This is a genomic window from Pseudomonas sp. WS 5010, assembly GCF_012985565.1.
Taxonomy (GTDB): domain Bacteria; phylum Pseudomonadota; class Gammaproteobacteria; order Pseudomonadales; family Pseudomonadaceae; genus Aquipseudomonas.
Window position 1 is genome coordinate 228,123 of record NZ_JAAQWQ010000006.1, and the last position, 22,130, is coordinate 250,252.

The window sequence follows — 22,130 nt, forward strand, 5'->3', positions numbered from 1 at the left end:
GCGGCAAACCCTATTGAGCAGCATCGTTGGTTTGGCGAATTTTTTCGACAATCGCGGTGGTCGAGCTGTTTTCCACCAACCCCAGGACTTTGACCTTGCCGCCATAGGCGTTGACGATATCGGCGCCGACCACCTGGTCGACCGAGTAGTCGCCGCCCTTGACCAACACGTCCGGCTTGACCTGGGCCAGCAGGTTTTCCGGGGTGCCCTCGGAGAAACTGATCACCCAGTCCACCGCGCCCAACCCAGCCAGGACCGCCATGCGCCGATCCACACTGTTGATTGGCCGGCCAGGGCCTTTGAGGCGGCTGACCGAAGCGTCGTCGTTGATCGCCACGATCAGGCGATCACCCTGGGCGCGGGCCTGCTCCAGGTAAGTCACATGGCCGGCGTGCAGGATGTCGAAGCAACCGTTGGTGAAAACGATGCTTTCGTTATGGGCACGGGCATCGTCAATCGCCAGCAGCAATTGCTCAAGGCTCAACACGCCACGCTCCGAGCCTTCCTCGCGCTGGATCGCACGGCGCAGTTCCGGGGCGCTGATGGATGCCGTACCCAGTTTGCCCACCACAATGCTCGCCGCCAGGTTGGCCAGGGCCACCGCGTGGGGCAATTCCTCACCGGCTGCGATCGCCGCCGCCAGGGTGGAAATAACGGTGTCGCCGGCGCCGGTGACGTCGAATACTTCCCGCGCTCGCGCCGGCAAGTGCATGGCCGGGTGGCCGGGGCGCAGCAGGGTCATGCCGTGTTCGCCACGGGTCACCAGCAAGGCGCCGAGGTCGAGGTCGGCCATCAGGCGTGCGCCTTTGCTCACCAAGTCGTGCTCATCGACACAACCGCCGACGATGGTTTCAAATTCGCTGAGGTTCGGCGTGATCAGGCTGGCGCCCCGGTAGACCGAGAAGTCCTTGCCCTTGGGATCAGCCAGCACCGGGATGCCCCGGGCCTTGGCGGCCTGGATCAGCACCTGGTGGTTTTTCAACGCGCCTTTGCCGTAGTCCGACAGCACCAGCACCTTGATGCCTTCGAGCAACGTGTCGACCTGGTCACTGAGGGCCAGGGCGTCGGTGGCGAAGGGTTCTTCAAAATCGATACGCAGCAATTGCTGGTGACGGCTCATGACCCGCAGCTTGACGATGGTCGGCTGGTGGGCAATGCGCTGGAACAGGGCACGCACGCCAGCGCCGCGCAGGCTGTTGGTCAGGCTGTCGGCGGCTTCGTCGTCACCGGTCACGCCGACCAGGGAGGCCGGGGCGCCGAGTGCAGCGATGTTAAGGGCGACGTTGGCAGCGCCGCCTGGACGGTCTTCGATTTGCTCGACCTTGACTACCGGTACCGGTGCCTCAGGGGAAATCCGTGAGGTACCGCCATGCCAGTAACGGTCGAGCATGACATCGCCGACCACCAAGACAGGGGCTTGATCGAATCGCGGCATGGACAACTTCATGGAGCAACCCACATACAAAATGAACAGGGGCGCGATATTAGCACAGGGAAAAGCATCGACCGATTCAATCCTGGCGGTCGATCCCAGCCTGGCTGCAATAGCGCCTCAATAGGCATCAGTCACGTGGGAGGGCGCCACAGGGTCACCTTCTTCGAACTCCTTGGCGTGCAAACGGGCGTAGTAACCGTTCTTCGCCAGCAGCTCGACATGGGTGCCGCGCTCGACAATCTGGCCGTCGTCCATCACCAGGATCAGGTCGGCTTTCTCGATGGTGCTCAGGCGGTGGGCAATCACCAGGGTCGTGCGGTTCTTCACCACATGGTCCAGGGCCGCCTGGATATGACGCTCGGACTCGGTGTCCAGGGCCGAAGTCGCCTCGTCGAGAATCAGCAGCGGCGCATCCTTGAGCAAGGCCCGGGCAATCGCAATGCGCTGGCGCTGGCCGCCAGACAGCAGCACGCCATTCTCGCCCACCAGGGTTTCGTAGCCCTGGGGCATCTTCACGATGAACTCGTCGGCATAGGCTTCGCGAGCGGCATGGTGCACCGCGTCGGCGGGCGCGCCAGCCAGGTCGCCATAGGCGATGTTGTTGGTCACGGTGTCGTTGAACAAGGTGACTTGCTGGGTCACCAGGGCAATTTGCCGGCGCAGGTTGCGCAGGGTGAAATCCTGCACGCGTACGCCGTCGAGCAGAATCTGCCCCTGTTCGTGCTGATAGAAGCGCGGGATCAAGCCCGCCAGGGTCGACTTGCCGCTGCCCGAACGCCCCACCAGCGCGACCATTTGCCCAGGCTCGACGATAAAGCTGATGTCGTTGAGCACCTTCTTGTCGCTTTCCGGGTATTGGAAGCTGAGGTTGCGCACTTCAATGCGCCCAGCCAGACGTTCATGCTCGATCACGCCCTGGTCGACTTCGACCGGCTCATCCAACTGCTCGAAAATACTCTCGGCACCCGCCACGCCCTTTTGGATGGTCGAGCTGACTTCGGATAGCTGGCGAATCGGCTTGGGCAACAGGCCGGCCATGGTGATGTAGGCCACCAGGTCGCCGGGCGAGGCATCGCCACGCAAATACAGGACCAGGAACATGACCACGGCCATCGCACTGTAGGTCACCAACTGCAGCATCGGCGTGTATACCGCGCCGGTCTTGGTCATCGCCAGTTGTTTCTCGGTATTGCTCAGGCTCGCCTGCTCGAAGCGCACCTTTTCATATTTCTCGCCGCCAAAGCTGCGGACCACACGGTAGCCGTGGATCGTCTCGGAGGCCACATGGGTCACGTCGCCCATGGACACCTGGATTTTCTTGCTTTGCTTGCGGAATTTACGGCTGGTGCTGTTCACCATCATGCCGATCACCGGCAGGATCGCCAGCATCACCAAGGTCAGCTTCCAGTTCATCCACACCAGGGTGCAGAACAGGAAAATCACGGTCATGCCTTCGCGGATAACCACCTTGATCGCATCGGTGGCAGCACCGGTGACCATGGTGACGTTGAAGGTAATGCGCGAAATCAGGTGGCCGGAGTTGTTCTTGTCAAAAAAGCGGTTGGGCAACTCCAACAGTTTGTTGAACAGCACCACGCGCAGGTCGTGGACCAGGCCCAGGGAAACCCGTGCCAGGAAGAAGTTGCCGAGGAACGAACCCACGCCCTGCCAGGCCGCGATCAGCACGATCATCAGCGGCACGGTTTCCAGTAACTGCAACTTGCCCAGATAGGGGTTGCCGGGGAACAGGCTGGCCTCGGGATTCGCCAGGCCATCGACGAAATACTTGAGGATATAAGCGAGCATCGGTTGGGTCGATGCGAAGATCAGGAACCCGACGATACTCAGGATGAACAGACCCACATAAGGCCGTACGTAAGTCAGGAGGCGGAAGTAAATCGCCAGCGTCGACTGGGTTTTCGGTTCAGGACTGCTCATGGGAATCCGCGCAAATCAGTAAGGCGCGGATCATATCACAGGCCTCTTCGCCCCAAAAAACATGAGCAGGGGCCAGCCTTGCATCAAGTCGGTTAAGATAACCGGCTATTGATGGGAGTCAGGCATGCAAGTAATCGATCACAACACCTATGAGGCATTGCGCGCCGGCGCGCAGGTGCTGGAAGCCGATGGTTCTGGCGACAAGGTGCTCCGGTTGACCGATGGTTGCATGCTCAAACTGTTCCGGCGCAAGCGCCTGCTCAGTTCGGCGCTGTTCTACCCGTATGCCCAGCGCTTCGCCAACAACACCCGCGCATTGCAGCAACGGGATATCCCCTGCCCGCGCATCATTGCGGTGTATCGCATTCCCAGCATTGCGCGGGACGCGGTGTATTACAGCCCGCTGGCCGGGGAAACCATCCGCCAGTTGAAACTCGCCAAGGCCGAGGCCGACGCCTTGCGTGTGCGCCTGGGCTGTTTCATTGCGCAACTGCATGAGAAGGGCGTGTACTTTCGCTCGCTGCACTTTGGCAACGTGGTCCTGACTCCGGAAAACACCCTGGGGCTGATCGACATTGCCGACCTGAGTTGCCAGGCCGCCGCCCTGAGCCAGAGCAAGCGCCTGCGTAACTTCAGCCATCTGCGGCGCTATCCCGAGGATCGGCAATGGCTGCTGGGCGATGATGCCGGGCAAGCCTTCTTCGATGGCTATCGCCAGGGCTTGCCGGCCGGCAGTCAGCAGGCACCGCTGATTGAGCGCCTGCGGCAATTACTGGACTGACTTCACCGGGTGATGATCAGCACCGTGGCGCCTCGGCGATTGGCGAAGCGCTCGACGATGCGCATGTTGCGCTCGGCCAGCCAACTGATGAGCCAGGGCTCGTTACCGCGGGCTTCGATCAGGAAATAGCGGAATTGATCCGCATAGGCCGGCGACATCGCCGCTTCCCGGGTCAATTGCTTGAGCAGATAACCACGCCCGGCGTAATAACCGATCCGGCCGTCATCGAAATACGCTGGGACATCCGGCTCGACATTCGCCGCCATCCAGCGCCCCGCGTCAACGTACTGGACCTTGCCCGGCCCGGTGGACACCACATTGGACAACATCACCAAAAGGCAGACCGCCACCAGGGCCTTGCCCAGGCGCGGGAACTGTTGGGCAAACATCTGCATCGCCAAGGCCAGCGCCGGCACAAACAGTAGGTTCAGGAAGCTCATGTAGCGCAAGTTCATGAACTGCTGCTGGATAAAGAACAGCAGCAATACCAACAGGTACAACAGCGCCGCCCAGGCAAAAGGCCGGTATTCGTGCCAGTAGCGCTTGATCGCCTGCCAATTGCGGCCACGCAAAAACGGCACGGCAAACGGACCGCAAATATTTACAAAGCCGATGGCCATGGCCGCCAGGATGCCAAAAAAGATGATGCGTCCGGCTTCATCCTGGGAGTACTTGTTGATCAGCGAGTTGGCGAACTGATCGCGCAGCAAGTCAAACGACGCCAGCACCTGGTTGGGGTTGATCAAGCCCAGATAGTAGTCAACGCGAGCCGATGTAAAACCATCCGTGGCCGAGACCAGCACTATCCCCGCCACGACACCCAACAGCGGCAGCGCCACAAACTGCAGGAGCGCCAGGCGCCGCTCGCGCACCCACAGGCCAGGCAACTGCCATAAGCCCAACGCCGGCAACAGCAACAACGCTTCCAGCCGGAAGGCTGCCGCCGCGACAATCGCCAGGTGGATGATTGCCGCCCGCAGCCATCCACCGCGGGCCTGCCAGCGCATGGCCAGCCAAAGCGTCAGGATGCAGAAGAACCAGAAGCCGAACTCACGCAGGATCTCGCCACGAAACTGGTTGAACGCAGGCATCGCCAACACCACCAGGCAAGCCCAAGGCGCCACCTGCACCGAGCGCTGGCGCACGCAGTCAACCAGTAGCGCACAGGTACCGGCAGCAAACAGCGAACACCACAAGTACGCACTCAGTTCTATGGGCAGGGCTGAAACCGAATGGGTGCCCGCCAGGAGCAGGGAGAACCAGGGCCAGTTGAATACGGCAAAGGCGGCTTTCGGGCCATGGACGTGAGCGTCCTGGGCAATGGTCAGGTAGAAAGCCGCATCACGTCCGACAGTCGCTGCGCCCAGCACAGCGATCAGGGACAGCAGCAGGCTCCCAAAAAATGCCACTCGAACGGGATGCTCGACGACAATACTCAACACCCGGGCCCACAACTTGCTGCCTATTCCAACCACACCCCCCCCTTAAAACCTGGCGTCACATCGCGTGCACAAGATTTGAAAACATACATTTCAGAAAAACCACTGCACCACGAAAACCCAGCGCCCAGTCATTGCAATCAACTCTGGCGCTGCATAGGTAATTCCCGGCGTAGCGTAACAGGCTATAAAGCGCTTACTTGAACATCAGCTGAAGCGCCTTGCGTGTGTACGACCAGCGCGTCAGGGCGCGCCAGTCGGTACGTACCGCCTGGCAGTAAAACTGCCTGGCAAGCGTGTATTCCCCAGCACTGAAGCAATTGCGAAACAACGACAGGCAGCGCTGCGCGAGAAACGCACTGCGCAGGCCTTGCAACTCTGCTGGCATACGCACCGGCGAAAACACCTCGTCTACCAGGCTCACGCCCGCCGCGACACTGTGGTTGATGTCATGTCGCAGGCTGTCCGCATGCTTGTAGATCAGCGCCAGTGGCTGGTCGATGACCGTGCAAGGCACGCGCGCCAGGGCCTGGGCAAACACCGGGATATCCTCGGCGTTACGCATGCGCTCCGGGTAGTTGCCCACCGCGAAGATGTCCCGGTGCATGGCGCAAGCGCCATTGGAGATCGCGATGGTCTTGTCCAGCAAGTACCCGCGAACCCGCTGGTATGGGGTGGCAGGCAGCGGCTTGACGGCATGCAGGCGGCGCTTGCCATCTTCAAATACCGACCAGTGGCCACCGATGATCAGGCGGCTATCCGGGTGAGCAGCAATATGCTGCGCAACCAGGGCCAAGGCGCCTGGGGCCATTTCATCATCGGCGTCGAGGAACATCAGGTACTGGCCCGCAGACTCCTCAATCCCGCGATTGCGCACCGAGGCCAGGCCGCCATTGGGCTTGCGCAGGGCCTGGAAACGCCCAGGGTGCTTGGCCAGCAGAGCTTCCAGCACCTGCGGCGTCTCATCGGTAGAGCCGTCATCAATCACCAACAGCTGCGCATCGGCTTCGTCGAGTTGCGCCAGCACCGACTCAACCGCGCGCCCCAGGGTGCGCGCGTAGTTGTAGGCCGGGATGACGACGCCAATCAGTGCTTCAGTCAACGGCTTGCCCTTCCACACCGTCTTTGACGACCAGGATGTCTTCCATGATCAGGTACTGCAGATCGGAGCCGAAGAACATGTTCAGGGCGTCGGTCGGCGAGCAGATCATCGCTTCGCCGCGGCGGTTGAGCGAGGTGTTCAGGGACACACCGTTGCCGGTCAGCACTTCCAGCTCTTTCATCATGTCGTAGTAGCGCGGGTTGTACTCGCGCTTGAGCACCTGGGCGCGGGAGGTGCCATCTTCATGGACTACTTCCGGCACGCGGGTTTTCCACTCTTCGGCCACTTCAAAGGTGAAGGTCATGAACGGGGCCGGGTGATCGACCTTGATCATCTGCGGGGCCACGGTGTCGAGCATCGACGGGCAGAAAGGCCTCCAGCGCTCGCGGAACTTGATCTGGTGGTTGATCCGGTCAGCCACGCCCACGGCGCTCGGGCAACCAATGATCGAACGTCCGCCCAGGGCGCGCGGGCCGAACTCCATGCGGCCCTGGAACCAGGCCACCGGATTGCCGTCGACCATGATCTGGGCGATGCGCTTGGGCATGTCGTCGATCTGGCGCCACTTCGGCTTGCTCGGGTGCTTGGCGCACGCGGCAATCACTTCTTCATTGCTGTAGGACGGGCCGAGATAGACGTGTTCCATCTTCTCTACCGGTACCCCACGGGCATGGGACACATAGGCCGCCGCGCCCACGGCAGTGCCGGCATCACCGGACGCCGGCTGCACGAACAGCTCCTTGACGTCGTCGCGGGCAATGATCTTCTGGTTCAACTTGACGTTCAGCGCGCAGCCGCCGGCGAAGGCCAGCTTGCCGGTTTCCTTGAGGATATCGCCCAGGTAATGGTCGATCATCTGCAAGGCCAGTTTCTCGAACAGCGCCTGCATGCTGGCTGCGTAGTGGATGTACGGCTCGTCGGCGATGTCGCCTTCACGCTTGGGACCCAGCCACTCAATCAGTTTTGGCGAGAAGTAGAAGCCCTTGCCCTTCTCTTTATAGCGGCGCAGGCCGATGACGTTGGCGTAGTCGGTGTTGATCACCAGTTCGCCATTTTCAAAGGAAGCCAGGCGCGAGAAATCGTACTTGCTGGCATCGCCATACGGCGCCATGCCCATGACCTTGAACTCGCCGTCGAGCATTTCAAAGCCGAGGAACTCGGTGATCGCGCCGTACAGGCCGCCCAGGGAGTCCGGATCGTAGAATTCCTTGATCTTGTGGATCTTGCCGTTTTCGCCGTAGCCGAAGAAGGTGGTGGCGTACTCGCCCTTGCCGTCGATCCCGAGGATCGCGGTCTTCTCCTGGAAACCCGAGCAGTGATAGGCGCTGGAAGCGTGGGCCAGGTGGTGTTCAACCGGCTCGATCTTGATCTTCTTCGGATCGAAGCCCAGTTGCTCCAGGCACCAGACAATCTTGTTGCGGTAGCGCTTGTAGCGCCGGTTGCCCATCAGGATCGCGTCAAGGGCGCGGTCCGGGGCATACCAGTAACGCTTGGCATAGTGCCAGCGAGCCTCGCCGAACAAGCTGATCGGGGCAAACGGGATCGCCACCACATCAACGTCGGAGGGTTTGATGCCAGCCTGTTCCAGGCAGAACTTCGCCGACTCGTAGGGCATGCGGTTCTTTGCATGTTTATCGCGTACGAAGCGCTCTTCTTCGGCGGCCGCGATCAGCTTGCCGTCGATATACAACGCTGCGGAAGGATCATGGCTAAGGGCGCCGGACAGGCCAAGAATCGTCAATGCCACTGGGGTCTAGCCTCTTTTAGTCTGCATGCAGGCGCTGGCGCCTGAAAAAATGTGAGCCCCTCGCCTCGGCGAGAAAAGCTAAAGGGCGGGATTATAGCTTAAAAGCGGCAAAACGCCTCTAGCCGCAAATGGCACGGAGAAACAAGAGGCATCATCGGAAAATCTCGATACTGCCGTCTCGATTTTGCCGGTAGACGGTGTAGGGCAGTACCAAAGTATCGAGAACGCCCGATAGCACGAAATCAATGGCTATCCACGGCACCGAGGCGATCTGCTGGTCTTCCAGGCTTTTTTTGCTGTTGGGTTCGCCATTGAGGGAGCAGAAGTCATACACCACCCCGCTGTAGATACGGGGCACGCTCTCGCAGTGGCTGCGCAGGTCCTTGAGCTTCTGGCTGGCCACCGCGTCTTCGCGAAACACCGTATTCAGGGTGCCGCAGGCCGTGGTCGAAAGGACAATGGCGGCGAGCAGCAGAATGTTTGTAGGATTCACGGGTAACCCTCTTTGGTATGGGGCGCACAGCCTAACCCAAGACTGTGTAAGACGAATATGCCGGCATTTTGCGGGAATATTCTTCAAAAAACGCCGCGCAGAATCGTTAAACTCGCGCCCTTTTTCCGCGCCCGCGCTGCGCGTCATGGAAGTTGGTTTGCTCATGAAAGTTGTTGCCCCCACGTGTTTTGCGATGTTGCTCCAGAGCCTGCCGGGCCTGCAGCAAACTGCCCTGGCCGAAGATGCCCTGCTGATCCTCGACCCCAGCGTGGTGACAGGTTCGCGCAGCGCCAGTCGCAGCTTCGACCTGCCCTACTCGGTGGACAGCATCAGCCGTGAGCAGATCAGCGACGGCCAGTTGGGTATCAATGCCTCGGAGGCCCTGTCCCGCGTGCCGGGGCTGGTGGTGCAGAACCGCCAGAACTACGCCCAGGACCTGCAGATTTCCTCCCGCGGCTTTGGCGCGCGCTCGGCGTTTGGCGTGCGCGGGATCAAGCTGATTGCCGATGGCATCCCCGCCAGCACCCCGGATGGCCAGGGCCAGGCCGCCACCTTCAACCTCGACACAGCGGACCGCATCGAAGTACTGCGCGGCCCGGCCGCCACCCTGTATGGCAGCAACGCCGGCGGGGTGATCCAGATGTTCTCGCGCAATGGCGAAGGCCCGCCCCGTATCGGCGCCGAAACCCTGTTTGGCAGCGACGGCCTGAACAAGAACCACCTCAGCGCCGAAGGCGCGGTGCAGGGCGCCGGGTTTGTCCTCGATGCCTCGCGCATGGACACCGACGGCTACCGCGACCACAGCAGCGCCCGCCGTGACCAGACCTTCGCCAAGCTCAACCTCGAACCCGATGACGACAGCAAGCTGGCCCTGATCTATAGCAGCCTGGAGCAAAACGGCACCCAAGACCCGCTGGGGCAAACCTGGGCAGGCTACAAGGCCGACCCGCGTTCGGTAAGCAGCAATGCCCTGGCGTACAACACGCGCAAGAGCATTGATCATCAGCAACTGGGGATGAATTACGAGCGGTACATTGGCGATGCGACGTTGCAGGTGAATGCCTATACCGGGCGGCGGAGTGTGATTCAGTATTTGTCGATTCCAAAGTTCACGATGAGCGGAGGGCTTAACCCGGCCAACGAACGCGGCGGCGGCGTGGTGCAATTCGACCGCAAGTTCTACGGCGGTGGCGTGCGCTGGATGCAGCCCATCGACAGCGTGCCGGGCGAATTGATGATCATCACCGGCCTGGACTTCGACCAGAGCGAAGACAGCCGCCACGGCTACCAGAACTACAGCGGCAACACCCTCGGCGTGAAAGGCGAATTACGCCGCAATGAAATCGACACCGCCCGCAGCCTCGACCCGTACATCCAGGCCAACTGGGCCATCGAGCGCTGGACCCTGCAAGCCGGGCTGCGCCACAGCACCATGGAAATGGACGTGGATGACCAGTTCCTGAGCAATGGCGATGCCAGCGGCAATAAGACCTACCAGAAGAACACACCCTCGATGAGCGTGATGTACGCCTTCACCCCAGACCTGCACGGCTACGTCAGCGCCGGCAAGGGCTTCGAAACGCCGACCCAGGCCGAAATGGCTTACGCCCCGGGCGCCATCGAAGGCTTCAACTTCGGCCTGAAGCCGTCAGAAAGCACTCAATATGAAGTGGGCTTGAAGGCCCAGGTGAACAACAACACGCGGGTCAACGCTGCCGTATTCCAAATAACTACGGAAGATGAGTTGGTGGTCAATGCATCGAAGGATGGACGCACCAGCTACCAAAACGCCGGCCGCACCCTGCGCCGTGGCTTTGAGCTGGGCATCGAAAGCCAACTGAGCGAACAGTGGAGCGCCAACCTCGCCTACACCCGCCTGCAAGCCACCTACGACAGCAACTTCAGCAATAGCGGCAAAACCGTGGACAAGGGCAACTACCTACCCGGCGTCCCACAGACCACGCTCTTTGCCGAACTGAACTGGAAACCACGAGACTGGGTGAGTACCGCCGTCGAAGGTGTGTACCGCAGCAAGATCTATGTCGAAGACACCAACCAGAAGCATGCTGCTCCGGGTTACAGCGTTTTCAACTGGCGTGCACGCTTTGAGCAGAAGGTCGAACACTGGACCTTTCACCAGACCCTGCGCCTGGACAACCTGCTGGATCGCCAGTACGTCGGTTCGGTGATTGTCGGCGATGGCAACGATCGTTATTACGAAGCCGCGCCCGGCAGGTCGTGGTATGCGGGCGCAGGAGCCCAGTACAGTTTTTGAGTGATAAAAACCAATGGGCAAACAACATTGCCCATTTGGTTCCCACATCAATAACAGACACTTCCCATAACTCAGCCCCTACACTTTGGAAAAGTACCCACCAAAATCATAAAGAACTATAAACGCAAACACCTACTCAACTTTTGAGCAATCACCCATCAGCCTTTAATTGCCACTCTCCATTAGCCCCGTAAACCAGTTCATGATCTATGGGCTCTCGATAGGGATCACCAAAGTTCACATAACCGCCATCACCTTTGCCATTAGAGGCGGTTGGCTGCCATTCCTGGGTATCAGCGTTAAAAAATTCAGCGTCATCACCAGCGGTTGTGTCCTTTGGATTGCGGACACCCGACTGCACTTTATCTATCGGACTTGCTGGATTCACCGGATCTATCGGCTTATTTTCACCGGCCAGATCACTGTAAAAAGAAAACGATTGAAAACCTGTTATCGAAGTCATTTGCACACTCCCGGAATTAACATTTCGATCACTCAATAAACATCTATATAAGATATTTTTATCAAGCGTCTATACAACCTATTAACCCCAACGAACAATGTCCAGAGCACTACTTAATCAAAATATTAAGTAATGCCCCTTGCCTTCGAAAACACTGTGATTTCCCAGACCTGAAAAAATCGCTACGACTTATGACGGCCTCACGCGGATCACCTAACTAACGCGCTCACCTTGGGCAAGCGCTGATCAATCACGCGATACAAAGCACTATCAGCCGGCCAGTTGCGCATAAACCGCGCACGGTCCTTGGCAAACGCCGGTGCGAAGCTGCTCAGCGAGCCATGCTGACACATCGAATCCAGATCTATCAGCACCCAACGCCCTCCCTGCCAGAACAGGTTGCGACCCTTGAAGTCACCGTGGCTGATCCGCTCGCGAATCAGTTCGCCAAACAGGCGCTCCAGGGCCAGCAGTTCAGGCTCGGGCACCTCACCGCTGTCCACGTAAGGGGCCAGGTGCTCGATCAGGTCGGGCCCGGACAGGTGCTCGGTGACCAGATAAGCCCGGCCGCGCAGCCAGAAAAAGCGTCGTTCCAGAAGCGCCAGGGGCTTGGGTGTGGCAATCCCCAGGAATGTCAGGCGGTTGCCTTCGCTCCAGGCGTGCCAGGCGCGGCTGGGCCTCCAGAAGCGCCTGAGCCAGTGTGTAAAACCCTTGATGTTGTAGCGTTTGATCACCAGCGGCCGCCCCGCGACATCCACCCTGGCCACCGTGGCCGAGGCGCCGGCCTTGTACATCTGGCCCTGGTCGATCAGCCCATCGACCTGTGCCAGTACTGGCAGCAGGGTGGCTTCTTCTTCACGCCGGATGGCGCGCAGCCCAAAGGCCCCGCGCACTACGCTGAACAAGGTGCACTCACGGCCGATCTTGCCCATGAAGTCTTTCAGGCGCCATGCGCGCACTTTGCGCACCTGTTTTTGCAAGGCTTCCAGAGGCAACGCGTGCTCGCCGTTGCTTAACAGGTAGTGCACCAGTAATTCTTCGGTAAACGGTTCGAGGTCGCTCGGTAACTGGGCAAAAAACACCCCGAGGTTTTCCAGCACCCGGTTACGTGACAGGGGTTTACCCGCCTGCTCGACGCAGATGCCCCCCCCGTCGATCAAATACAGCTTGTCAGCCTGACGCATCAGGTTGTCCAGGTGCAGATCTTCCTGCCACAAACCCTTGGCGTGCATCTGGGCAATCGCACCCAGCGCTTGGGCCAGTACCGCCTGTTGCTCATCGGCCAAGAGCGGCAAGGCTTCGACTGCCGCCCAGGCGTCGGCCAGGCTTTGGGCCCCTTCCAGAAACTCGAACAGCAGCCAGCCACCCTCGCCGTCTTGCAGGCCGTCGGCAAGCAACAGCGGGGTAGTGAGGCCTTGCTCGGCGAGCAGGCGCACGCCCTGGAGTTCGCGCTGGAAATGTCGCGCGGCGTTGCTACCCACCAGCAACTTGGCCAGCACCGGCCGGCCGCGCCAGATGGCCGCGCCCACATAACGCTGGCCGGGCAACACCCGCAACACGCTCAGCAGCTGCAACTGCCCAGGGCCCGCTGCATCCGCCAACTCAATACTCAAGGGCAACGCGGGGGTGCGCCCGGCGTTTTTGAGTTCAGACAGCCGCATCAGCGGGCCTCCTTGTGACTGCGGCGCCCCGCCAGGTAAGTTGCCCAGGTATCCACCAGCGAACTGTCGACCGGCTGGTCGAGGTAAGCCGCCAGAAATTGCCGCACCTGCTCTGCGGTCCATGCCCCGGCACGGCGCAGTAGCGGCTCCAGATCCTTGACCCGATCACGCCGGCCCAGCAACAGCGGCCGGGTTTTTTCCAGGTCGATCAACTGCGCCGCGTAACCGTCGCCGGTGGCCTGCAGGAAGATGTGCTTGGGGTAAAAACAGCCATGCACCTGGCCGACACCATGGAGCTTGCGCGCCAATTGGCCGCAGGCCACGAGGATTGCGTGGTGCTGGGCTTCGCTCAGGGCCGGCCACTGCTCCAGCAGTGAATCCAGGTCATTCCAGCCATCCAGCGCGCGGGTCAGCAGCAAGGCGCGGTATTCGCCGGCAACTTTGCGCTCGCCATAAAAGGCGGCCTGCAAGGCTGGGATCGCCTTCTGCCGATAGCGGCTGATATTGCGAAACTCGCGGGCAAAGGTTGGCTCGCCAAACGGCCGATGCAGGGTGCGCGTCAGGTAGTTGCTCTGGCGCTTGAGGTAGAAGCCACGGCCCTCCAGCTCCAGGCGGAACACACTGCTCCAGCCGCCGCGACTGGTGTTGGGCTCGTCCACTGCATCCAGTTGCCTGGCCCACAGGGCATCGAAGTCAGCCAGGCCATTGCGCTCCAGCAAGGCCCGGTCTTCAGTTGCCAGGAAGTCATTCATTCGCGTCCCTCGAAAAACTTCAGCACATGGCGGATCCGCTGTTTATCCGATGTGTTCAGGTGCTTGCGCCGACGATATTGCATGTAGAAGCGTAGGCGCTGGGTGGCCGACAAGTGGTATTTGGCGACCTTGTCCAGGCATGCCAAGTCCTTGGTGATCCGGTATTTGAGCCAGAAGCCGCGCCAAAAGTCGCCGTTGGGGCAGTCGATCAGGTACAGGGTCTGCTGGTCGTCGATCAACAGGTTGCGCCACTTCAAATCGTTGTGGGTAAACCGGTGGTCGTGCATGGTCCGGGTGTATTCGGCGAGCTGGCGGCTGACCTTGTCGACCCACACCGGGTCGGACAATTGCGGGTCCTTGCGTTCGGCCAGGGCCGCCAGGTCTTCAGTGCGCGGCAACTCGCGGGTGATCATCGCCCCACGGTCATAGGCCAGGCCCTTGCGCTCCAGGCCCCAGGCCACGACTTCGGCCGTGGGGATGCCCCACTTGGCGAAGCGCTTGAGGTTCTGCCATTCGGACTTGACCCGTGGCTTGCCCAGGTAACGCCGCAAGCCTTTGCCGGCGCCGGTGTAGCGCTTGACGTAGTAGTTGACCCCACCGCGCTCCACGCGAATCACTTCGGACAGTGGGTCTCGGGTCAGCCGCTCGCCTTGCAGGGCGAACACCGCGTCGAGGCTACCAAAATCGTCCACAAGCTCCGAGTAAGCAGGTTCCAGGTTCCAACCCGCCATCAGAGCGCGCCTCCGTAGCGGATTTTACGGTCATAGAGTTTGCTGGCCTTGCGCTCCAGCCACTGCAGCAACGCGCCTTCCTCGGCCAGGATCTGGCGCAGGGGCTGCTGGAAGTAGCCCTTGAGGAAGCGCAATTTGTCGCGGCGGGTCAGGCCGATATCCAGGATCGAAAAATACAGGGCCGCCAGGTCCTTGTTGCGCCAGCGCTGACTGATGCGCGGCCGCACCTGGGCGCGGTGCAGGTCGATCACCGACAGCTTGAAGTCATCGGCCGTCACCGGCTTGTCGGTGTGCAGCAGGAAGTGGCAGATGTAGCAGTCACGATGGTTGACGCCGGCGCGATGCATCATCCCGGTCATGCGCGCCACTTCGGCAATCAGCGCGCGCTTGAGACGCGGCTCGGGCGGCTGCTTGAGCCAGTCCATGCTCAAGTCTTCCAGGCTGATGGTCGGCGCCAGCTCTTGGGTGACAATAAAGGAATGCTGGTCGGCCGGGTTGGCGCCACGTTCGCCGTAGGCCACGGCGGTCATGGTCGGGACGCCCACTTCGTGCAGGCGCTGGATCGCCTGCCACTCCTGCCCGGCGCCCAGCACCGGCAATTTGGCGGTGAACAGGTTCTTGAAGATTTCACCCCAGCCGATGCCACGGTGGATTTTCACAAAGTAGCCGCGCCCATCCACCTCGGTGCGCAAGGTGCGACGGGCTTCCAGTTCACGGTAAACCTCACCCTCCAACAGCTCGACTTCGGCGAACGCATCGCGCCCGGCCCAAAGGCTCTTGAACGGTTCGGCAAGAATCAACTTCATCAGTGTTGCTCCGCCAGAATTACATCCGCAGCGTGCTGCGGCATGCTATAGAGGTCGGCCGTCTCGGCGAAGGCCAGACCATTGCGGCTCCAGGCCGCACGTTGCTGCTGATCACTGAGCATCCCGGCCAGGTACTGGTTGAGCTGGGCCTGCTCGAAAGGCTCGTCAAGCACACGCCCGCAATCGGCCTCGCTGATGTAATGGGCATAACCACACACCGCCGTGACCAATACCGGCAACCCGGCCACCAGGGCTTCGAGCAGCACGGTCCCGGTGTTTTCGTTGTACGCCGGGTGAATCAACAGGTCGGCGCCCAGCAAAAAACGCGGGATATCGCTGCGCCCCTTGAGGAACTGCACATTGTCGCCCAGGCCAAGGGTAGCACTCTGCAATTGGAATACTTTGGGGTCGTCCTGGCCAATTACAAACAGACGGGTGCGCTTTTTCAGGTCTGGCGGCAGTGCGGCCAGTGCCTTGAGGCTGCGATCCACGCCCTTGGTCTTGAAACCCGAGCCGATCTGCACCAGCAGCAAGTCATCGTGCGCAAGGTTGAATTCGGCGCGAAAGCCTGCGCGGATCTCGGCCGCATTCGGCGGCGCCCGACGATCCTGGGCGATACCCGGTGGCAGCAGGTGGAAGCGCGCCAGCGGCGTGTCGTAGTGCTTGATAAACAGCGGCTGCTGGACCTGGGAGATCATCAGCACTTGGGTCTTGGCGTCCTTGGCAAACACCGCGCGCTCGTACTCGGCAAAGTGCCGGTAGCGGCCGAAGCTGCGATACAGCGAGTGCCGCAGGTTCTGCGCCTTGTCTTCAAAACAGCCGTCTGCTGCGTAGTACACATCCAGGCCAGGCATTTTGTTGAAGCCGATCAAACGGTCCACCGGGCGCTTGGCCAGGTCGGCCTGCATCCAGGCGGTCAACTTCTCGTTGCGCCGATGGTTGAAGAACGCCTTGACCGGCGCCACCAGCACTTCAAAACCTTGGGGCACGTCGCCTTCCCAGATCAGGGTGTAGACACGGATCTGGTGGCCGCGCTGCTGGCACTCCAGGGCGATGCGCATGAAATCGCGCTGCAAGCCACCAAAGGGGAAATATTTGTACAGTACAAATGCCAGTTGCATCAGTGCAGCTCCTCAGCCAATAACAACGTGCTCAGTCGGCTGGCCACACGCTCAGGGTTCAGGCGAGTGAAGCACAACGGCCACTCGCGCTTGAGATCAAACCGGCGCTGGTCTTCAGCGGTCGGTTGGTAGGTGCATTTCTTTTGCAGGCAGGGCGCGCAGGGGAAATCGCTGCCCAGATGGATCTGCGCCTTGCCGTAGGCACCGGTCAGGCCCGGGTTGGTCGGGCCGAACAGGGAAATTGTCGGCACATCCAGCGCGGCGGCCAGGTGCCCGAGGCCGGTATCCACCGCCACACAGGCCCTGGCGCCGGCCAGTACCCGCGCCACACCGGCCAGGTTCAGCTTGGGCAGCACCTCGGCGTTGGCCAGGCCTTGGGCCAGGCGCTCGGCGCGGGCCTTTTCGGCGGCATTGCCCCATGGCAACTTCACGTCCACCCCCAGGCTGCCCATGCGTTCGGCCAGGTCGCGCCAATAGGCTTCGGGCCAGTGCTTGGTGTCCCAGGTGGTGCCGTGCAGCAGCAGCACAAAGGGCTTCTTCGGCGGCAGGCCGAGCAGTTTTTCGGTGCTCAGGCCGTAATCCCCCAGGCCTTTGGGCAGGTCATAGCCCAGGGCCACGGCGAACAACTGGCGCAGGCGCTCCACCGCATGCTGCCCACGCGCAACCGCCAGGCGCCGGGAATAGAAGCGCGCGGCGATGGGTTCGCGGGCTGAATGTTGGTCAAAGCCCGCCACCGGCGCCCGCACATAGCGGGTCAGCCAGGCGCTTTTCAGCAGGCCCTGGGCGTCGATCACCAGGTCGTATTTGGTCGATTGGATCTGCTTCTTGAAGCGGCGCCATTCGCCGCTCTTGAAGGTCTGCCAAAGGTTCTTGCGCCAGCGGCGAATCGCCACCGGGATCACCTTGTCCACCGCCGGATGCCAGGTGGGGATTTCGGCGAAGCCCTCTTCCACCACCCAGTCGAAACGGATCCCCGGGATCGCCCGGGCCGCGTCGGTCAATGCAGGCAAGGCGTGGATCACATCGCCCAGGGATGAGGTCTTGATTACCAGTACCCGCAACTCAATGAACCTCGACCACGTTGCCCTGCAAGCGCTGCAAGGCTTGGGCTACCGAGTCGGGCAGCAACTGGCGCAGGCAGTTGTAGTGGCCGAAACGGCAGGTGCGGTCAAAGCACGGGCTGCACTCCAGGCCCAGGCGCACCACCTCGACCTTGTCGGCCAACGGCGGCGTGAAGCCTGGCGAGGTGGAACCGTACACCGCCACCAGCGGGCGATTCAGCGCGGCGGCCACGTGCATCAGGCCAGAGTCGTTGGACACCACCGAGTCGGCGCAGGACAGCAGGTCGATCGCCTCGGCCAGGGACGTATCGCCACTGAGGTTGACCGCTTCTTCGCGCAGGCCGGGGATCAGGCGCTGGCGGATGTCCTCCCCCACCGAATGATCGTTTTTCGAGCCAAACAGCCAGACTTGCCAGCCTTCGCGGATTTTCAGCTCGGCAACCTTCGCATAATGCTCCGACGGCCAGCGCTTGGACTCGCCAAACTCGGCGCCTGGGCACAGTGCCAGCACCGGGCGGTCGAGGCTCAGGCCGAACTTGGCCAGGGCTGCATCGCGGGTGACCGGGTCGATTTGCAGGCTCGGCCGTGGATACGGTGTCGGCAGCTCGGCATTGGCCGCATAGGCCAGGGCCATGAAGCGCTCGATCATCAGCGGGTAGCGGGCCTTGTCGAGCTTGCGCACGTCGTTGAGCAGGCCATAACGGAACTCGCCGCGCCAGCCGGTACGCTTGGGGATGCCGGCGAAGAACGGCACCAGGGCCGACTTCATCGAGTTGGGCAGCAGGATCGCCTGGTCGTACTGGCCGGCCAGGGACTTGCCGATCCGCCGCCGGGTCGCCAGTTCCAGCGCGCCATGGCCGAGCGGGAAGCTCAAGGCCTGCCGTACTTCGGGCATGCGCTCCAGGATCGGCCGGCTCCACTCGGGGGCGAGCACGTCGATTTGGCAGTCGGGATGACGCTGTTTCAGGCACTGGAACAGTGTCTGCGCCATCACCATGTCACCGACCCAACTGGGCCCAACGATCAGAATATTCATGTAGTTTCCACAAACGATTCGGGGAGGCTCATGCCTCCCCGCCTCGATAATTACTGTAGGTCACGGTGTGTGGGGGAGCGTGCTTGCCCGCGATAGCATCACCGCGTGCTGTCAGCCAGACCGCAGCGCCTGCATCGCGGGCAAGCCCGCTCCCACATAAAGCCGGTCTCCACATTCAATTGGGGTCGCTGTAGTGTTTTAGCTTAACCCCAGTTCTTGCCAGATCCGTTTCACCTGGCGCCGTTCGTCAGCAAACTGATCCCCGGCAACCACCCCCGCCTCGTTCTGCAAGGCCTGGCGATGAGCCGCCGAGCGGTAGGCCTTATACACCTCACGCAACAGGTGGGCATCGGCGGCGGGCATCAGCCCGACCTGCTCCAAGCCTTCCAGGATGCGGATATTGTCGGTGTAGCGCAGTAATGATGGATGCTGCGCAGACCACGCCAAAGCGGCGTATTGCACCATAAATTCAATATCGACGATACCTCCGGCGTCCTGCTTGAGATCGAACAGCGCCGTGGGCTCGAAGGCGTTCGCCGCCGTGCCGGCCCCGGTCGACTTGGTGCCCAGGTTATCGCGCATCTTGGCACGCATCTCGCTGACCTCCTGGCGCAGCTTCGCCAGGTCCTGCGTGCGGCCCAATACCTGCGCACGCACGCCTTCAAACGCGCGGCCCACGTCCTGGCTGCCGACCAGCACCCGCGCCCGCACCAGGGCTTGATGTTCCCAGGTCCAGGCCTCGTTTTCCTGATAACGGGCAAAAGCCCCCAGGGAGCTGACCAGCAGCCCGGATGCGCCAGAAGGTCGCAGGCGCATGTCCACTTCGTACAATTGCCCGGAGTTGGTCTGGGTGGTCAGCAGGTGAATGATGCGCTGGCCCAGGCGAGTAAAGAACTGCGCGCCATCGATCGGCTTGTCGCCGTCGGTTTCGGCCTGCGGGTCACCGTCGTGGATAAACACCAGGTCCAGGTCCGAGCCATGCCCCAGCTCGATCCCGCCGACCTTGCCATAGCCGACAATAATGAATCCGGGGTCGCACAGGGTGCCGTCCAGGCGTTGCGGCGTGCCGTGGCGCGCCACGGTCTGGCGCCAGGCCAGGGCCAGCACCTGCTCCAGAATGGCCTCGGCGAGCCAGGTCAGGTAATCGCTGACCTTCATCAGCGGCAGGCTGCCGGCGATTTCCGAAGCGGCGACACGCAGGCGGTGCGCCAACTTGAAGTGGCGCAGGGCTTCCATCTGCTGCTCAAGGTCATCTTCGGGGATACGCGTGAGGCGCTCGCGCAGTTCGGCGGCCAGTTCCGGCGCCAAGGGCGGCTTGAACAGGCGGCCTTCGTTGAGCAGTTCGTCCAGCAGCAGCGGGAAGCGGGTGATCTGCTCGGCAATCCACGGGCTGGCCGCGCACAGGGTCAACAGCCGACGCAGGGCGTCAGGGTTTTCCGTCAACAGCACCAGATACGCAGAACGCCGCGCGACAGCTTCTACCAGCGGCAGTACGCGCTCCAGCACCAGGTCCGGGTTGGCGTGTTCGACGGCCTGGGCCAGCAGGCGCGGGATAAACGCATCCAGGCGCTCACGTCCCAGGCGCTGCATCGCCCGCAGTTGCGGGCTGCCGCGCAGGCTGGCCAGGGCTTTCAGGGCCTTGGGCGCATCGGCAAAGCCGCCTTCGGCCAATTGGCGACAGGCGGCCTCCTCATTTTGGGATTCTTCCCACAAGGGCAGCCACTCGCCGCCGACCACCAATTCGCTTTCCACCCCCTCCTCTTCGTCCGGATCAGCGATCACCTGGCGGAAATGCCAATCCACCCGGCCACGCCAGTACATCAACTGCCCGTGGAACGCGGTCCAGTCGGCAAAGCCCAGCATGAACGCGATCCGCGCCTGGTCTTCATCACTGTGGGGCAACATCTGGGTCTGGCGGTCGGCGATGGCCTGGATCGCATGTTCGGTGTAGCGCAGGAACTCATAGCCGCTGCGCAACTCGGCAATCACCGCCGGCGGCAGGTAGCCCTGGCCTTCCAGGGTGCCCAGCACCTTCAGCAAAGGCCGCTGTTGCAGGCTCAGGTCGCGGCCGCCGTGAATCAGCTGGAACGCCTGGGCGATAAATTCCACCTCACGGATACCGCCCGCGCCCAGCTTGATGTTGTCGGCCATGCCCTTGCGCCGCACTTCCTGCTGGATCAACTGCTTCATGGTGCGCAGCGCTTCGATCGCAGAAAAGTCCAGGTAGCGCCGATAGACGAACGGGCGCAACAGGTCGAGCAATTGCGCGCCGGCCACCTGGTCGCCGGCCACCACCCGCGCCTTGATCATCGCGTAGCGTTCCCAGTCGCGGCCCTGATCCTGGTAGTACTGCTCCAAGGCATTGAAACTCAGCACCAGCGCCCCGGCGGAACCGTAGGGCCGCAGGCGCATGTCGACCCGGAACACAAAGCCGTCGACGGTCATCGGGTCCAGGGCCTTGATCAATTTTTGGCCCAGGCGGATGAAGAACTCCTGGTTGTCCAGGGCACGCTTGGCCCCCACGGTCTCGCCGCCCTCGGGGTAGGCAAAGATCAGGTCGATGTCCGACGACAGGTTCAACTCCACCGCGCCCAGCTTGCCCATGCCGAGGATGACCATCTGCTGCGGCTCGCCGCTACGCCCGCCGGTGGGCGTGCCGAATTGCGCGCAGTGACGCTGGTACAGCCACTGGTAAGCCTGGTCGATGCTGGCGTCGGCCATGTCCGACAGGTCGCGGCAGGTCTGCACCAGGTCCGCCTGTCGGGTCAGGTCGCGCCAGATGATGCGCACTTGCTGGCGGGTGCGCTGGCGGCGCAGCACGCGACCCAGTTCGTCTTCTGTTTGCGCCTGTTGCACGGCTGCGGCAATCTGCCCACACAGCTCATCGGGCGCAAAGCCGCGATCCAGCTCGCCCCAAGCCACCAGCTCAAGCAACATCAAAGGGTCACGAACACTCTGTTCAATCACAAAGTCACTGGCGGCGCACACCCGGGCGAAGTCGGCCCAACGTTGCGGCGTCCACGCGGACAGGCCATGATCGGCATCCAGCATGGCCACCGCGTCACGAAATGACTGCTCGGCCCGGCTGGCAAATGGCAACAGAATGACTGGGAGTTCAACCAGCATTGGAAGGCTCATGGTCTATCCTTGATCGGCGCGTAAATGACTTGTAGCTGTGAACGCAAGAACCACGCTCGATGAAGGACTGTCGAACAAAGGTTAGAAATAGCTGAAAATTCTTTAATTTTGGCAGGCAACATTAAACTTCTACCTTTTCTTGTTCGCAAAA

Annotated in this window: 17 protein-coding genes; 2 read left to right on the forward strand and 15 right to left on the reverse strand. The window is 61.4% G+C overall.

Translation table 11 applies throughout. The annotated features are described in order from the left end of the window. Positions 1-10: 10 nt before the first annotated feature. Both hldE and msbA read right to left on the reverse strand, forming a co-directional pair. Entirely contained in the window at positions 11-1,447 is a 1,437-nt protein-coding gene (gene hldE, locus HBO11_RS21180) for a bifunctional D-glycero-beta-D-manno-heptose-7-phosphate kinase/D-glycero-beta-D-manno-heptose 1-phosphate adenylyltransferase HldE (protein WP_169952276.1), read from the reverse strand. Positions 1,448-1,552: 105 nt separating this feature from the next. Beyond that, complete coding sequence (msbA, locus tag HBO11_RS21185; protein WP_169952278.1) at positions 1,553-3,373, reverse strand: lipid A export permease/ATP-binding protein MsbA; 1,821 nt, start codon at positions 3,371-3,373, stop codon at positions 1,553-1,555. 124 nt (positions 3,374-3,497) lie between these two features. Between msbA and HBO11_RS21190 the strand changes: the two genes are divergently transcribed. Continuing rightward, positions 3,498-4,154 carry a phosphotransferase gene (locus HBO11_RS21190; RefSeq protein WP_169952279.1) on the forward strand — a complete coding sequence of 219 codons (657 nt, stop codon included), beginning with the start codon at positions 3,498-3,500 and terminating at the stop codon, positions 4,152-4,154. Positions 4,155-4,156: 2 nt separating this feature from the next. Here the strand turns inward: HBO11_RS21190 and HBO11_RS21195 are convergent, their stop codons facing one another. The 4 genes from HBO11_RS21195 to HBO11_RS21210 all read right to left on the reverse strand — a co-directional run bounded on the left by HBO11_RS21195 (position 4,157) and on the right by HBO11_RS21210 (position 8,935). After that, positions 4,157-5,629 (reverse strand): hypothetical protein, encoded by a 1,473-nt coding sequence (locus HBO11_RS21195; protein WP_169952281.1) that lies wholly within the window; start codon positions 5,627-5,629, stop codon positions 4,157-4,159. A 160-nt stretch (positions 5,630-5,789) separates the two neighbouring features. After that, positions 5,790-6,695 carry a glycosyltransferase family A protein gene (locus tag HBO11_RS21200; protein WP_169952283.1) on the reverse strand — a complete coding sequence of 302 codons (906 nt, stop codon included), beginning with the start codon at positions 6,693-6,695 and terminating at the stop codon, positions 5,790-5,792. Beyond that, positions 6,688-8,442 (reverse strand): carbamoyltransferase, encoded by a 1,755-nt coding sequence (locus HBO11_RS21205; protein WP_169952285.1) that lies wholly within the window; start codon positions 8,440-8,442, stop codon positions 6,688-6,690. The genes HBO11_RS21200 and HBO11_RS21205 overlap by 8 nt, the downstream gene beginning before the upstream one ends. Positions 8,443-8,593: 151 nt before the next feature. After that, positions 8,594-8,935, reverse strand: coding sequence for a YceK/YidQ family lipoprotein (locus HBO11_RS21210; RefSeq protein WP_346266505.1), 342 nt, complete (start codon positions 8,933-8,935; stop codon positions 8,594-8,596). Between the two features lie 163 nt (positions 8,936-9,098). On the opposite strand from HBO11_RS21210, the gene HBO11_RS21215 reads away from it, so the two are divergent. After that, positions 9,099-11,210, forward strand: coding sequence for a TonB-dependent receptor (locus tag HBO11_RS21215; RefSeq protein WP_169952287.1), 2,112 nt, complete (start codon positions 9,099-9,101; stop codon positions 11,208-11,210). 151 nt (positions 11,211-11,361) lie between these two features. Here the strand turns inward: HBO11_RS21215 and HBO11_RS21220 are convergent, their stop codons facing one another. The 9 genes from HBO11_RS21220 to glnE all read right to left on the reverse strand — a co-directional run bounded on the left by HBO11_RS21220 (position 11,362) and on the right by glnE (position 21,979). Continuing rightward, positions 11,362-11,673, reverse strand: coding sequence for a hypothetical protein (locus HBO11_RS21220; protein ID WP_169952289.1), 312 nt, complete (start codon positions 11,671-11,673; stop codon positions 11,362-11,364). A gap of 209 nt (positions 11,674-11,882) precedes the next feature. Beyond that, positions 11,883-13,334, reverse strand: coding sequence for a lipopolysaccharide kinase InaA family protein (locus HBO11_RS21225; protein ID WP_169952291.1), 1,452 nt, complete (start codon positions 13,332-13,334; stop codon positions 11,883-11,885). Then, positions 13,334-14,086: a lipopolysaccharide kinase InaA family protein gene (locus tag HBO11_RS21230; RefSeq protein ID WP_169952293.1), complete on the reverse strand. Its 753-nt coding sequence runs from the start codon at positions 14,084-14,086 to the stop codon at positions 13,334-13,336. The genes HBO11_RS21225 and HBO11_RS21230 overlap by 1 nt, the downstream gene beginning before the upstream one ends. Further along, positions 14,083-14,817, reverse strand: coding sequence for a lipopolysaccharide kinase InaA family protein (locus HBO11_RS21235; RefSeq protein WP_169952295.1), 735 nt, complete (start codon positions 14,815-14,817; stop codon positions 14,083-14,085). Before HBO11_RS21235 ends, HBO11_RS21230 begins: the two co-directional genes overlap by 4 nt. After that, entirely contained in the window at positions 14,817-15,623 is an 807-nt protein-coding gene (rfaP, locus tag HBO11_RS21240) for a lipopolysaccharide core heptose(I) kinase RfaP (protein WP_169952297.1), read from the reverse strand. Before rfaP ends, HBO11_RS21235 begins: the two co-directional genes overlap by 1 nt. Continuing rightward, positions 15,623-16,744 (reverse strand): glycosyltransferase family 4 protein, encoded by a 1,122-nt coding sequence (locus tag HBO11_RS21245; RefSeq protein WP_169952298.1) that lies wholly within the window; start codon positions 16,742-16,744, stop codon positions 15,623-15,625. Before HBO11_RS21245 ends, rfaP begins: the two co-directional genes overlap by 1 nt. Continuing rightward, positions 16,744-17,805 (reverse strand): lipopolysaccharide heptosyltransferase I, encoded by a 1,062-nt coding sequence (gene waaC / locus HBO11_RS21250; RefSeq protein ID WP_169952300.1) that lies wholly within the window; start codon positions 17,803-17,805, stop codon positions 16,744-16,746. Before waaC ends, HBO11_RS21245 begins: the two co-directional genes overlap by 1 nt. Before the next feature lies 1 nt (position 17,806). Then, positions 17,807-18,841: a lipopolysaccharide heptosyltransferase II gene (gene waaF / locus HBO11_RS21255; protein WP_169952302.1), complete on the reverse strand. Its 1,035-nt coding sequence runs from the start codon at positions 18,839-18,841 to the stop codon at positions 17,807-17,809. A 198-nt stretch (positions 18,842-19,039) separates the two neighbouring features. Further along, positions 19,040-21,979 carry a bifunctional [glutamate--ammonia ligase]-adenylyl-L-tyrosine phosphorylase/[glutamate--ammonia-ligase] adenylyltransferase gene (gene glnE / locus HBO11_RS21260; RefSeq protein ID WP_169952304.1) on the reverse strand — a complete coding sequence of 980 codons (2,940 nt, stop codon included), beginning with the start codon at positions 21,977-21,979 and terminating at the stop codon, positions 19,040-19,042. Between the last annotated feature and the right edge of the window lie 151 nt (positions 21,980-22,130).

Excerpts from the sequence above, each read along its gene's own strand:
- hldE (WP_169952276.1), bottom strand. The coding sequence starts at position 1,447 with ATGAAGTTGTCCATGCCGCGATTCGATCAAGCCCCTGTCTTGGTGGTC.
- msbA (WP_169952278.1), bottom strand. The coding sequence starts at position 3,373 with ATGAGCAGTCCTGAACCGAAAACCCAGTCGACGCTGGCGATTTACTTC.
- HBO11_RS21190 (WP_169952279.1), top strand. The coding sequence starts at position 3,498 with ATGCAAGTAATCGATCACAACACCTATGAGGCATTGCGCGCCGGCGCG.
- HBO11_RS21215 (WP_169952287.1), top strand. The coding sequence starts at position 9,099 with ATGAAAGTTGTTGCCCCCACGTGTTTTGCGATGTTGCTCCAGAGCCTG.
- HBO11_RS21220 (WP_169952289.1), bottom strand. The coding sequence starts at position 11,673 with ATGACTTCGATAACAGGTTTTCAATCGTTTTCTTTTTACAGTGATCTG.
- HBO11_RS21225 (WP_169952291.1), bottom strand. The coding sequence starts at position 13,334 with ATGCGGCTGTCTGAACTCAAAAACGCCGGGCGCACCCCCGCGTTGCCC.
- HBO11_RS21230 (WP_169952293.1), bottom strand. The coding sequence starts at position 14,086 with ATGAATGACTTCCTGGCAACTGAAGACCGGGCCTTGCTGGAGCGCAAT.
- HBO11_RS21235 (WP_169952295.1), bottom strand. The coding sequence starts at position 14,817 with ATGGCGGGTTGGAACCTGGAACCTGCTTACTCGGAGCTTGTGGACGAT.
- rfaP (WP_169952297.1), bottom strand. The coding sequence starts at position 15,623 with ATGAAGTTGATTCTTGCCGAACCGTTCAAGAGCCTTTGGGCCGGGCGC.
- HBO11_RS21245 (WP_169952298.1), bottom strand. The coding sequence starts at position 16,744 with ATGCAACTGGCATTTGTACTGTACAAATATTTCCCCTTTGGTGGCTTG.
- waaF (WP_169952302.1), bottom strand. The coding sequence starts at position 18,841 with ATGAATATTCTGATCGTTGGGCCCAGTTGGGTCGGTGACATGGTGATG.
- glnE (WP_169952304.1), bottom strand. The coding sequence starts at position 21,979 with ATGAGCCTTCCAATGCTGGTTGAACTCCCAGTCATTCTGTTGCCATTT.